We start from the raw sequence: 12,389 nt of genomic DNA, 5'->3' as shown, positions 1-12,389 counted from the left end.
TTTATTTGCGGAAAACTCAGACCAGAAAAAAGGCTGCCGAAGCAGCCTTTTTATGAAAATCAGGACGCCGTGCGGTTCTGCCGGTTGGCGATGAGATCTTCCACCACCGCCGGATCGGCAAGCGTCGACGTATCCCCCAGCGCGCCGAAATCATCCTCGGCGATCTTGCGCAGGATACGCCGCATGATCTTGCCGGAACGGGTCTTCGGCAGGCCCGGCGCGAACTGGATCTTGTCGGGTGTTGCGACCGGACCGATCTCGTTGCGCACGTGCTTTACCAGCTCTTCGCGCAGCGCATAATCACCGTTCTGGCCCGCCATCAGCGTGACATAACAATAGATGCCCTGCCCCTTGATGGGATGCGGATAACCGACCACAGCCGCTTCCGAAACCTGGTGATGCGACACCAGTGCGGACTCCACCTCCGCCGTGCCGAGACGGTGGCCGGAAACGTTCAGGACGTCATCGACGCGGCCTGTGATCCAGTAATAGCCGTCCTCATCACGCCGGCAGCCGTCACCAGTGAAGTACTTGCCCCTGTAGGTCGAGAAATAGGTATCGATAAAGCGCTGGTGATCGCCATAAACGGACCGCGACTGGCCCGGCCAGCTGTCGATGATGCAGAGGTTGCCGTCCGCCGGGCCCTCCAGCACCTTGCCTTCGGCATCGACAAGCTGCGGCTGCACGCCGAAGAACGGCCTTGTCGCCGAGCCGGGTTTCAGATCGGTCGCGCCCGGTAGCGGCGAGATGAGAATGCCGCCGGTTTCGGTCTGCCACCATGTGTCGACGATGGGGCTCTTGTCCTCGCCGACCACATGGTAATACCACTCCCAGGCTTCCGGATTGATTGGCTCGCCCACCGTGCCGAGAAGCCGGAGGCTGGAGCGCGACGAACGCGTAACGAACTGGTCGCCAGCCCCCATCAGCGATCGGAGCGCCGTCGGTGCGGTGTAGAAGATATTGACCTTGTGCTTGTCGATGACTTCCCAGAAGCGGCCCTGATCCGGGAAGTTGGGTACGCCCTCGAACATCAGCGTCGTCGCGCAGTTCGCAAGCGGCCCATAGACGATGTAGGAATGGCCGGTAACCCAGCCGACATCGGCGGTACACCAATAGACCTCACCATCCTTGTAATCGAACACATATTCATGCGTCATCGACGTATAGACGAGGTAACCACCCGTGGTGTGCAGCACGCCCTTCGGCTTGCCGGTGGAGCCCGACGTATAAAGGATGAACAGCGGATCTTCCGCCCGCATCTTCACCGGCGGGCAATCCGGTTTCACGGTGGCGATTTCCTGATGGTACCAGATGTCACGGCCCGGCGCCCAGCCGGTCTTGCCGCCGGTGCGGCGCACGACCAGAACCTTGTTGACGATGACATATTGCTTGGCGGCAATATCGATCGCCTTGTCGGTGTTTTCCTTGAGCGGGATCGGCTTGCCGCCGCGCACGCCCTCATCGCAGGTGATGACGAAGGTCGATTCGCAGTCGACGATACGGCCCGCCAGCGCCTCTGGCGAGAACCCGCCGAACACGACGGAATGGACGGCGCCGATGCGCGCGCAGGCGAGCATGGCATAGGCCGCCTCGGGAATCATCGGCATGTAGATGGTGACGCGGTCACCCTTCTTCACACCATGCTTCTTCAGCACGTTCGCCAGTCGGCAGACATAATCGTAAAGCTGGTTGTAGGTGATCTTCTTGTCGATATAGGGATTGTCGCCTTCCCAGATGATCGCCGTGCGCTCGCCATGCGTCTTCAGATGCCGGTCGATACAGTTGTAGGAGACGTTGGTCAGGCCGTCCTCGAACCACTTGATCGGCACCCGTCCCTTGAAGGACGTGTTCTTGACCTTGGTATAGGGCTTGAACCAGTCGATCCGCCGGCCGTGCTTGTCCCAGAACTTTTCGGGATCCTCGACGCTCTCCTGATACCATTTCTGGTAACGCTCATTGTCGATGAGCGTGCGGGCCTTCGCCGATTTGAGCACCGGATAGATTTTGGCAGACATGAACTCCTCCTGAAACCAAGTATGTCTTGTTTTAGCGCGCGCCGAGAGACTCCCATCCTCAGGCATGTGGTGAATTCATAGCAGGTCGATGACTGACGGCAATTAGACAAAGGCATTTGTTTTGCAAAGAATTGCAATTATGATGCAATCCGGTTATAGAGCGCCAATATCCCGGAAATCAGTGGTTGATACCACGCCCGCGACACCGGCGCGGACGGACAGAAGGACTGTATCTATGGCTCAACAATTGCTCATGCCAAAAGCTACGGCTGTATGGCTGGTTGACAACACCGCGCTGTCGTTCGATCAGATCGCCACGTTCTGCAAACTGCATCCGCTCGAAGTCAAGGCGATTGCCGACGGTGAAGCCGCGCAGGGCATCAAGGGCCTCGACCCGATCGCGACCGGACAGCTTTCCCGCGACGAGATCGCCCGCGCTGAAGGCAACCCCAACCACAAGCTCAAGCTTTCCGAGCCGAAGGTCCGTGTGCCGGAATCCAAGCGCCGCGGCCCGCGTTATACGCCAGTTTCCAAGCGCCAGGATCGTCCGAACGCCATTCTCTGGCTGGTTCGTAACCATCCGGAACTGAAGGACGCGCAGATTTCGCGTCTCGTCGGCACGACCAAATCCACCATCGAGCAGATTCGCGACCGCACCCACTGGAATTCGGCCAACCTGACGCCGATGGACCCGGTGACGCTTGGCCTCTGCAGCCAGATCGATCTCGACCTTGAAGTCGAACGCGCCTCACGCGGCCGTCCGCTGCCGACCGCCGAAGAGCTCGGCAACACGCTGCAGCCGGCAACGGTGACGGAAGGTCTGGACTATAACTTCCAGCGCGAGGAAGACGAACAGATCGATGCCGACGCCGTCTTCAAGAAGCTCAGCTCGCTGAAGTCGACACCGAAGGACGAAGACGAGGACGATCACTACTGACCGGACGTCTCGCATTCATTTAAAACCCGGCCGCAGTGCCGGGTTTTTTGTTGAATGGTTTATCGCGCGCCGAAGATCGCCGAGCCGACCCGCACGCTGGTGGCGCCGAATTCAACGGCAGTCTCGAAATCGCCTGACATGCCCATGGAAAGCTTCTCGAGGCCGCATTGTTTTGCAAGCTTTGCCAAAAGCGCGAAATGCGGGCCGGGATTTTCCTCCGCCGGCGGAATGCACATCAGTCCCTCCACCGGCAATTTCAGCTCGTCCCGGCAAAGAGCAACGAAGGCGACCGTCTCGCGCGGATCGATGCCAGCCTTCTGCGGCTCAAGCCCCGTATTGACCTGCACATAAAAACGAAGGCTGCGGCCCTGTTTGGCACATTCTTCGGACAGCGCACGGGCGATTTTCTCCCGGTCGATGCTCTGTATGACGTCAAACAGCGCGACGGCATCCGACGCCTTGTTGGATTGCAGCGGACCGATTAGATGCAGTTCGATGTCAGGTGTCTTCTCTTTCAGGCTAGGCCACTTGCCCTGCGCTTCCTGAACACGATTCTCACCGAACACGCGCTGGCCACTGTCGATGACCGGCTGGATGGTCTCCGCATCGAATGTCTTCGAGACGGCGACGAGCGTAACCTCGTCAGCCTTGCGACCGGATTTTTCCGCAGCTTCCGCGATACGCTGCCTGACATCCTCAAGACGTGCTTCGATTTCCATCACAGAACCTTTATTTGAACCATTCGCAAGCTAACTAGACGCCGATTGCCTTGATGCCAAGCGGGTTTAGCACCATTTGAGGCACGCTGGCCAAGATTGAACGCCCGGACGCCCCGCCAAACTTGACGCCCCGGTCGTTTCATGGTGAAGGTCAGCGCAAATTTTTCCCCTCGATACCCGGAATTCAGAACAATGGCCATCGAACGTTACAATCCTCGCGACGCCGAGCCGCGCTGGCAGCAGAAATGGAACGAAGACAAGGTTTTCGTCACCGACAACAGCGATCCGCGCGAGAAGTATTACGTTCTGGAGATGTTTCCCTACCCGTCGGGACGCATTCACATGGGCCACGTCCGCAACTATGCCATGGGCGACGTCGTCGCCCGCTACAAGCGTGCGCGCGGCTTCAACGTTCTGCACCCGATGGGCTGGGACGCCTTCGGCATGCCTGCGGAAAACGCGGCCATGCAGAACAAGGTTCACCCGAAGGACTGGACCTACCAGAACATCGCCACCATGCGCGGCCAGCTGAAGTCCATGGGCCTGTCGCTGGACTGGACCCGTGAATTCGCGACCTGCGACGTGGAATATTACCACCGCCAGCAGGCGCTGTTCATCGACTTCATGGAAAAGGGTCTGGTTTACCGCAAGCAGTCCAAGGTCAACTGGGATCCCGTCGACCATACCGTTCTCGCCAATGAGCAGGTGATCGACGGCCGCGGCTGGCGCTCCGGCGCGCTGGTCGAGCAGCGCGAATTGACGCAATGGTTCTTCCGCATCACCGATTTCAGCCAGGATCTGCTGGACGAGCTGGACACGCTGGATCAGTGGCCGGAAAAAGTGCGCCTGATGCAGAAGAACTGGATCGGCCGTTCCGAAGGCCTGTCGCTGCGCTGGCAGACCGTTGCTGGCACAGTGCCGGAAGGTTTTTCCGACATCACCGTCTATACGACGCGTCCGGATACCCTGTTCGGCGCATCCTTCCTGGCGATCGCCGCCGATCATCCGCTGGCGAGAGAATTGTCGGCGAACAACCCCGATATCGCCGAGTTCTGCGATGAATGCCGCCGCCATGGCACCTCGCTCGCAGCGCTGGAAACGGCAGAAAAGAAGGGCATCGATACCGGCGTCAAGGTCGTGCACCCGCTCGATCCTACCTGGGAACTGCCCGTCTACGTCGCTAATTTCGTGTTGATGGATTACGGCACCGGCGCGATTTTCGGTTGCCCATCGGGTGACCAGCGCGATCTGGACTTCGCCCGCAAATACGGCCTGCCGGTCGTGGCTGTCGTCGCCCCTGAAGGCCCGGATGCAGAAAGCTTCACCGTCGAGGACACGGCCTATACCGATGACGGCGTGATGATCAATTCCGGCTTCCTGAACGGCATGAACACGACTGACGCCTTTGAGGCGGTCGTGCAGAAGCTCTCCGCCGAGATGCTGGGCAATGCGCCGCAGGCTGAGCGCAAGGTCAATTTCCGCCTGCGCGACTGGGGCATCTCCCGCCAGCGTTACTGGGGCTGCCCGATCCCGGTCATTCACTGCGAAGTCTGCGGCGTGGTGCCGGTTCCGAAGAAGGACCTGCCGGTCAAGCTGCCTGACGACGTGACTTTCGACGTGCCCGGCAATCCGCTGGACCGCCACCCCACGTGGCGTCACGTCGCCTGCCCGCAATGCGGCCATGACGCGCGTCGCGAAACCGACACGATGGATACTTTCGTCGATTCCAGCTGGTATTACACCCGCTTCACCGCGCCGTGGGAAGACCAGCCGACCGACCCGAAGGTGGCCAACCACTGGCTGCCCGTCGATCAGTATATCGGCGGCATCGAGCATGCGATCCTGCATCTGCTCTATTCCCGCTTCTTCACCCGTGCCATGCGCGAGACCGGCCATGTGGGCGTCAAGGAGCCCTTCAAGGGCCTGTTCACACAGGGCATGGTGGTGCACGAGACCTACAGCCATGGCGAAGGCACTGGCCGCGAATGGATAGCACCCGCCGACCTGCGCATAGAGGAGACGGACGGCGCTCGCCGGGCTTTCCTCCTGTCCTCCGGCGCCGAAGTCAAGATCGGCTCGATCGAGAAGATGTCGAAGTCGAAGAAGAACGTGGTCGACCCGGATGACATCATCGCATCCTATGGGGCGGACACCGCGCGCTTCTTCGTCCTGTCGGATTCTCCGCCCGATCGTGACGTCATCTGGTCGGAAGCTGGCGTGGAGGGCGCAAATCGATTCGTCCAGCGCGTTTGGCGCATCATCGGCGAAGCAGCCGAGGAACTGAAGAACGTTCAGCCGCAGCCTGCGACCGAAGGTGAAGGCCTGGCAGCGTCCAAGGCGGCCCACAAGACGCTGAAGGCCGTTCAGGAAGATCTGGACAAGCTCGCCTTCAACAAGGCGATAGCCCGCATTTACGAACTGGTCAACGCCCTGGCCGGCCCGCTTGCCGATGTCGCGGCGGGCGGCAGGTCGGATGACGTGAGGGCGGCGGCACGCGACGCCGTCGAAATCCTCATCCGCATCATTGCCCCCATGACGCCGCATCTGGCCGAAGAATGCTGGTCGGCACTGGGGAACACGGGTCTCGTCGCCCAGACGCCATGGCCGGCTTTCGTGCCCTCGCTGGTCGAGGAAAACGATGTGGTCATGCCCGTCCAGGTCAACGGCAAGAAGCGCGGCGAATTGACAATCGCGCGCGATGCGGATCAAGATGCGGTCCGCACGGCCGCCCTTGCGCTGGATGCCGTGAAATCTATTCTTGCCGGTGGCGAGCCCAAGAAAGTCATCGTGGTTCCGCAGAGGATTGTGAACATTGTTGTCTGACGTTTTTTCGAGATGGAGCCGCGTCGCGGCAGCAATTTCCGTCGTGATGATGGCTGGTCTTCTGGCGGGCTGCCAGGTGCGCCCGCTTTATGGCGAGGCTTCCGGAACCAAGGAAAGGCTGGCGGCCGTCAGCGTTTCCGACGTCGGTGGAAGAGTTGGGCAGGAAGTCCGCAATCAGCTGATCTTTCTGATGGCGGGTGGCGCAGGCCAGCCGGCAACGGCGCAGTATAACGTCAAGATTTCCGTAAGCGCTAGCTCCTCAACGACGGAAGTGCAGAATTACGACCTGACGACCCGCGCGAACAACAATTACGACGGCCCCTATCCCGGCCGTGTGGTGATGACCGGCAACTACGTTCTGACCCGTATTTCCGACGGTCAGATCCTGCGCTCCGCACGCCGCAGCGTTACGGCGCAGGTGGATCTGCCGCAGCAGGAATTCGCCAAGATCAGGGCGATCCGCGACGCTGAAAACCGGGCGGCCCGCGAGCTGGCTGAAATCATCCGTACCGATATCGCCGCCACTCTCGGCCGCTGAGAGCCGCGGCCGTGGCGGAGATAAAATCGCATGAGTTTGAGCGCTTCGCCGAAAACCCGGCGGAGCGCTTTCGTGTTTTTGTGCTCTATGGCCCAGATCGGGGCCTCGTATCGGAGCGGGCCAACCTCATCGCTAAAAAAACCGGCATCGATCCCGATGACGCCTTTGCATCACTGAAACTGACCGCATCCGACCTGCAGGGTGATCCCGGCCGCCTCCTCGATGAGGTCAACGCCATTGGTCTCTTCGGTGGTGAAAAACTCGTCTGGATCAAAGGTGCATCGGCTGAAAAGGCACTGGTGGATGCGCTCCAGATACTGGCCGAAACACCACCCGAAGCAAGTTTCCTGATCATCGAGGCGGGTGACCTCAAAAAAGGCACCGGGCTGCGCAAGATCGCAGAACCCGCGCGCTCGATCGCCGCAATCCCCTGTTACGCGGATGATGCTCGCTCGTTGAACGCACTGATCGATCAGGAACTGTCGGCCGACAATCTGCGCATCGCGCCGGCCGCGCGGCAGAGACTGATTGAATCGCTTGGCGGCGATCGCATCGCGTCGCGCAACGAGATCCGCAAGCTGGCACTCTATTGCCGTGGCGCGGAAGTGATCGAGGAAGACGACGTGCTGGCGATCATCGGCGATGCCAGCACGGTTTCCGCTGACGACGCGGTTGACGCCATTCTCAAAGGTGACAGAAACGCCTTTTTCCACGCGACCCAGAAGATCATGTCGTCAAAGACGCCGATTTTCCTGGTGCTTCAGGGTTGCCTCAAGCAATTCCAGCTGCTCGACCAGATGCGGGCCGAAATGGACGAGAAAAAGCAGCAGGCCGGTCAGGTCATGCAAACACTCGGACGCCACATCCATTTTCGCAGAAAGCCCATCATCGAAAGAGCGCTGCGGACATGGCAGCCAGCGGCGATCGCCCGCGAGATGAACCGCCTGCAGGCGGCCATATTGCAAAGCCGCCAGCGGCAAAGCCTGGAAGAAAGCGTGGCCCTTCTGACCCTGCTTTCGACCACGCTGCAATCCGGCCGAGGCGGCTAAACTTCAGCAAAAAGCCCTCGCGCTGGCGCTGCGAGGGCTCTCAAAATCATAGTACGAAGACGATAGGCCGTCGAAACTCAGTCACCCTGACCGGGTTCGGCGGAAAAATAAAGGTCCAGCTTGCCCTCGACGCCGTCCATTTCCTTGGCTTCGGGCATGGGGTCGCGCTTTATCGTGATGTTCGGCCAGATCGCTGCATATTCCGCATTCAGCTTCAGCCACTTGTCGAGACCCGGCTCCGTATCGGGCTTGATCGCCTCGGCGGGACATTCCGGTTCGCACACACCGCAGTCGATGCATTCATCGGGATTGATCGCGAGGAAATTCTCACCCTCGTAAAAGCAGTCGACGGGGCAGACTTCAACGCAATCGGTATATTTGCAGCGAATGCAATTGTCGGTCACGACATATGTCATGATGAACTCCAGAATATGCAGGCCGGGTCTTTGGGCTTCGGAACACAAGCCGTCGCCCGGAATTCAGACAGGGCAATTTCGCAAGTGACGTAATGCCTTTGCCTTCAGATAGCAAGGATAAACAATTCTGAAAAACCGGCCTGACCTGGAGGTTTATTCTAATCTGTATTTCCGTCACTTTCCGACAGAAACTTGTCGAGCGCCCTGCGCTCTTTTTTGGTCGGGCGGCCGCTGCCCGGCTCGCGCATTGCCTGCTCCAGCGGGCTCAACCTGTCGGAAGGCGCCCGTGGCGGCGTCAGATCGTCGTAGAGAAGCCGGGCTTCTTCATAGGGCCCGCGCCGCTCGCCCCCGGACTTGATGACGAGGACCTTGTCCATGCGCTCGAAACCGATATCGAGCCTGTCTCCCGCCTTCACCGCATGGCTGGGCTGGCGGATGGTTGTCCCGTTGACCTTGACGTGACCCGACTGAATGTAGCCTTGGGCAAGCGAGCGGGATTTAGCCATGCGGGCAAAGAACAGCCACTTGTCCAGACGCTGACGCGTACTCTCCAATGGCTGTTCTTTGCTCCCCATAGGCTTACTTCTTCAGCTGCTCCTTGAGAGCAGCGAGTTTTGCGAAAGGCGAATCCGGGTCTAGTGGCTTCTCCTTGCGGGGCGGCTTGGCTTCGAAACGCTGCTGACCCTGCGGTTTTCCGCCGCGGTCGTTGCGATCCGGCCTGTCCTTGCGCTCGCCGCGATCCTGACGATCGTTGCGATTGCCGCGATCAGGGCGTCCGCCATCACGCTTGCGCTCGCCCTCACCGCCACGATTGGCAGCTTCACGATTTGCGCCGTCACGATTGTCACGACGGCCGTCGCCACGACGCTCGCCCTGCTCGCGCGCGCCATCGCGGGCTTGACCGCGATTGCCCGGACGACGGTTCTCGCTACGCTGGTTTTCGTTGCGACCACCCGGACGCCACAGAAGAACAGGCTTCGGCTCGGCAGCCTCAACGCTTTCCGCAGGCACGGTCTCGCTCACCGCAGCTTCTTCGCTGACGGCTTCCACGACCGGTGTTTCCTCGGCGGCTTCAGCGACGGCCGTCTCGGACACCTGCTCTTCCGAAGCCGGTTCATCCTGCTCGGTCTCGGCGCTTTCCTCTTCCGTCACCGCTTCAGCGGCGGCCGGAGCCGCAGCACCGGTCTGGTTGGCGAGGAAGGCCTGCGCCTCCTCCGCCGTCACCTGGTCAGCACGGTAGCCGAGGCCCTTGAGGATCTCTTCCATGTCGTCGAGCGTCGCACCGAGAATGGAAAGCATCGCAGTCGTCGTCGTGAAACGACGGCCGTCATAGGCGCCTTCCGGACGCGGCTGCTGGCCGGGCTTCCACTGCAACAGCGGACGGATGAGATCGGCCAGACGCTCGAGAATGTCGATACGCACGGCGCGCTTTCCGAGGAAACGGAAACCGGCAAGCTTGTAGAACATGCGCTCGAAGGTCGGGTCCGTCACCACGGAGGTGCGGCCGGCGGCCAGAACCGGAATGAGATCGCCATAACCCGGCTTGCCGAGGCCATCATTCTTCAGGGCCCAGAGCAGCGTGACAAGCTCGGCCGGAGCCGGCTTCAGCAGCGCGGGCAGGAAGACGTGATAGGCACCAAAGCGCACACCGTAGCGGCGCATGGAGGCGCGCGCATCCTGATCCAGCGACTTCACGTCTTCGGTGACGTCGCGGCGGAACAGAACGCCAAGATTTTCGACCAGCTGGAACGCCAGTCCCTTCGCCAGACCCTGAAGGTCTTCGGCGCGGGAAATATCGTCCAGCGGCTTCAGCACGGTCGCAATCTGATGATTGACGAAACGTTCGACGCGCGCCAGCGCATGATCGCGGGCATTGCCGCTCAACTGTTCGTCGGCAAGCAGGATCACACGCGGCTTCATGATGTTGTCGCCTGCCGAAAGGCGGGCCACCGGCTCGCCCAACCAGCGAACCAGACCATCGGAGCTCAAAGCGAGATCGCCGTTTCCACTGGCATGCAGACGCGCAGCACGCGCCTCGTACTCGAGCGCGAGCGCCTTTTGCGCCGCAGCCTGCACGGCCTTCTGATCCGGCCCTTCCATTCCCGGCACCGGCGTGAACCGGAACCCGGCCAACTGGCCGACGTGATGTCCTTCTACGAAGACATCACCATTTACACTGATTTCAGCTTCAAGCATCGCATTCTCTCTCAGGCGCCTCATGAGCACAGATGTCCTGCGATCAACAAAGCGTTTCGTCAACCTTTCATGTAGTGCATCGGACAATCGATCCTCGATTTCCCGCGTCTTTTCTTGCCAGTGTGTCGGATCGGCAAGCCATCCTGGGCGGTTCGATACATAAGTCCATGTTCTGATCTGCGCAATCCTTGCAGACAGTGTATCGATCTCTCCGTCCGTGCGGTCGGCGCGGCGCACCTGCTCACCCATGAAATCTTCGTTCACAGCACCGCGTTTTACGAGATCGAAATAGAGCGTCGAGATCAGGTCGGCATGCTGGGCAGGTGCGATACGGCGATAGTCGGGAAGCGCGCATGCCTCCCACAGTTTTTCCACCCGCGCATCCGTCGTCGTCACATCGATGATCTCAGGGTAACGCGACAGATATTCCAACGCCTGCTGGTCGATCGCCGGCAGAGCCCGGGAAAGTCCCTGGATCGCCGGTGCGGCATCGAGGCTCGCACGCAGATTGGCGATGGAGGAGAAATCGAAATTCTTCGTCCGCCACTGCAGCACCTTCACCGCGTCGAACTGATGGGTCTCGATACGCTCCACCAATTCGTCGTCAAAGGGATCGACGCGCCCCGTCACGCCAAAAGTGCCATCGCGAAGATGGCGGCCGGCGCGACCGGCGATCTGGCCGATCTCGCCGGGATTGAGATTGCGGAACTGATAACCGTCGAATTTGCGGTCCTGCGCGAAGGCGACATGATCGACATCGAGGTTAAGGCCCATGCCGATGGCGTCCGTCGCCACCAGATATTCGACATCGCCGGACTGGTAGAGACCGACCTGCGCATTGCGCGTGCGCGGCGAAAGCGCGCCCAGCACAACAGCGGCACCGCCGCGCTGGCGACGCACCAGTTCGGCGATGGCATAAACCTCATCGGCGGAAAAGGCGACAATTGCCGTGCGTTGCGGCAGGCGGGTAATCTTTTTCTGGCCCGCATAAAAAAGCTGCGACAGGCGCGGCCGCTCCACCACGGTAATTCCTGGCAAGAGCTTTTCAAGGATCGGGCGCATCGTGCCTGCGCCAAGGAGCAGCGTTTCCTCCCGCCCGCGCAAATGCAGCACGCGGTCGGTGAAGATATGGCCACGCTCCAGATCGCCGGCCAGCTGCACCTCGTCGATCGCGACAAATGCGGCCGTCGTCTCGCGCGGCATGGCTTCCACCGTGCAGACGGAATATTTGGCTTTGGGAGGTGAAATCTTTTCTTCGCCGGTAATCAGCGCCACATTCGGCGCACCCACCTTTTCGACGAGGCGGGTATAGACCTCCCGCGCCAGCAAGCGCAGCGGCAGGCCGATGACACCGCTGCCATGCGCCACCATACGCTCGATCGCGTAATGGGTCTTGCCGGTATTGGTGGGGCCGAGAACGGCCGTGACACCGCGGCCGCTCAGGATCATGGGGCGAAAATTCAACGTACTATCCGCGAATCGACTTGCACTGCTTGCCGTGCCGCCCACCATCGCTGATGCAGGCCGCACGCACCACACATGGCAATGCCCGAAGACAAAGGCAATAGGCCTTGCCCGTAAAGTCGGCCGCTGCTCCTGCTGCACCGAATTTTCCGTTCAGATTCAGCCGGTTGAGAGAATAAAAAGAATCCGGCGAAAATGGAATCGATTCGGTTGCGGAACAGTCTGCGAACGA

General features: G+C 60.3%; 9 protein-coding genes. 4 read left to right on the top strand and 5 right to left on the bottom strand.

The genetic code is table 11. The features are described from left to right. Positions 1–59: 59 nt before the first annotated feature. Positions 60–2,015, bottom strand: coding sequence for an acetate--CoA ligase (gene acs / locus G3A56_RS12065; RefSeq protein ID WP_003492598.1), 1,956 nt, complete (start codon positions 2,013–2,015; stop codon positions 60–62). 235 nt (positions 2,016–2,250) lie between these two features. On the opposite strand from acs, the gene G3A56_RS12060 reads away from it, so the two are divergent. Next, positions 2,251–2,952: a DUF1013 domain-containing protein gene (locus G3A56_RS12060; protein WP_035241253.1), complete on the top strand. Its 702-nt coding sequence runs from the start codon at positions 2,251–2,253 to the stop codon at positions 2,950–2,952. 59 nt (positions 2,953–3,011) lie between these two features. Here G3A56_RS12060 and G3A56_RS12055 read toward each other — a convergent pair whose 3' ends face one another. Next, on the bottom strand, positions 3,012–3,671 hold the full coding sequence (locus G3A56_RS12055; protein ID WP_164056395.1) for a YggS family pyridoxal phosphate-dependent enzyme: 660 nt from the start codon (positions 3,669–3,671) through the stop codon (positions 3,012–3,014). Positions 3,672–3,863: 192 nt separating this feature from the next. On the opposite strand from G3A56_RS12055, the gene leuS reads away from it, so the two are divergent. From leuS to holA, 3 genes are read left to right on the top strand one after another with little or no spacing between them, the layout of a single operon-like run. Then, positions 3,864–6,494, top strand: a complete 2,631-nt coding sequence (leuS, locus tag G3A56_RS12050) for a leucine--tRNA ligase (protein ID WP_082183198.1) — start codon at positions 3,864–3,866, stop codon at positions 6,492–6,494. Next, entirely contained in the window at positions 6,487–7,032 is a 546-nt protein-coding gene (gene lptE, locus G3A56_RS12045; protein ID WP_164056394.1) for an LPS assembly lipoprotein LptE, read from the top strand. Before leuS ends, lptE begins: the two co-directional genes overlap by 8 nt. Positions 7,033–7,043: 11 nt before the next feature. Further along, the gene (gene holA / locus G3A56_RS12040) at positions 7,044–8,081 is read left to right on the top strand and encodes a DNA polymerase III subunit delta (protein ID WP_082183200.1); all 1,038 of its coding nucleotides are present in this window, start codon (positions 7,044–7,046) and stop codon (positions 8,079–8,081) included. Positions 8,082–8,158: 77 nt separating this feature from the next. On the opposite strand, the gene fdxA is transcribed toward holA, so the two are convergent. The 3 genes from fdxA to G3A56_RS12025 form a co-directional block, all read right to left on the bottom strand. After that, positions 8,159–8,497, bottom strand: coding sequence for a ferredoxin FdxA (gene fdxA, locus G3A56_RS12035; protein ID WP_035222116.1), 339 nt, complete (start codon positions 8,495–8,497; stop codon positions 8,159–8,161). A gap of 158 nt (positions 8,498–8,655) precedes the next feature. Beyond that, entirely contained in the window at positions 8,656–9,072 is a 417-nt protein-coding gene (locus G3A56_RS12030) for an RNA-binding S4 domain-containing protein (protein ID WP_082183201.1), read from the bottom strand. A 4-nt stretch (positions 9,073–9,076) separates the two neighbouring features. Further along, positions 9,077–12,142: a helicase-related protein gene (locus G3A56_RS12025; protein ID WP_082183203.1), complete on the bottom strand. Its 3,066-nt coding sequence runs from the start codon at positions 12,140–12,142 to the stop codon at positions 9,077–9,079. Positions 12,143–12,389 lie beyond the last annotated feature (247 nt).

The organism is Rhizobium oryzihabitans, assembly GCF_010669145.1.
Lineage (GTDB): Bacteria > Pseudomonadota > Alphaproteobacteria > Rhizobiales > Rhizobiaceae > Agrobacterium > Agrobacterium oryzihabitans.
The sequence above is the reverse complement of the archived record's forward strand: the minus strand, read 5'-3'. Positions and strand labels throughout refer to the sequence as shown.